The organism is Vibrio sp. 704 (assembly GCF_033339295.1).
Window position 1 is genome coordinate 1 of sequence record NZ_JAWOUH010000214.1, and the last position, 886, is coordinate 886.

Annotated in this window: 2 protein-coding genes; both read left to right on the forward strand. The window is 44.4% G+C overall.

Annotated features, from left to right (window positions below; all coding sequences use genetic code 11):
• The coding region (gene folP, locus R7R24_RS25535; protein ID WP_318119905.1) for a dihydropteroate synthase at window positions 1-733 on the forward strand (733 nt) is incomplete at its 5' end.
• 19 nt (window positions 734-752) lie between these two features.
• The coding region (locus R7R24_RS25540) for a hypothetical protein (protein WP_318057457.1) at window positions 753-886 on the forward strand (134 nt) is incomplete at its 3' end.

The following is an 886-nucleotide window of genomic DNA, read 5'->3' on the forward strand; positions in this document are numbered from 1 at the left end:
ATTCAATTCTTTAGAACTTGCTCTTGCTCAAGTTGAAAAAATGATTACCGCAGGGGTTAGCATCATTGATGTTGGTGGTGAGTCTACACGCCCTGGTGCGCCAGATGTCTCTCTAGAAGAAGAGCTGCAACGCGTTGTTCCTGTTGTAAAGGCCATCCGCGAAAAATACGATGTATGGATCTCTGTCGATACCAGTAAAGCAGAAGTAATGCGTCAGGCTATCGCTGTTGGTGCGGATCTAATTAACGATATCCGTGCGTTACAAGAACCTGGTGCACTTCAAGTTGCGGCTGCATCAAAACTACCTGTTTGCTTAATGCATATGAAGGGGCAACCTAGAACTATGCAGGAAAGCCCTCAGTACGAGAACTTGATGGATGACGTCGCTCAGTTTCTAGAAGAGCGCATAGCTGCTTGTGAAGCCGTAGGTATCAATAAGTCTCAACTTATCCTCGATCCTGGTTTTGGCTTTGGCAAAACCATTGAACACAATTATCATATGCTCGCTCATCTCGAGAAATTTCATGAGTTCGGTCTGCCTATCTTGGCGGGAATGTCTCGTAAATCAATGATTTTCAAGCTGCTTGATAAGCCCGCAGCAGATTGCACTAACGCCAGTGTGGTTTGCGCCACGATTGCTGCCATGAAAGGCGCGCAGATCATTCGTGTTCATGATTTTGAAGAAACTATTGAAGCAATGAAAATTGTCGAAATGACGCAAAACAATATTTAAAAATAATAAAGGTAAGTTTATGTCGAATAAAAGACGTTACTTTGGTACGGACGGTGTACGCGGTAAAGTTGGACAGTACCCAATCACTCCAGACTTCGTACTTAAGCTTGGCTGGGCTGCTGGTCGTGTACTAGCGAAACAAGGCACAAAGAA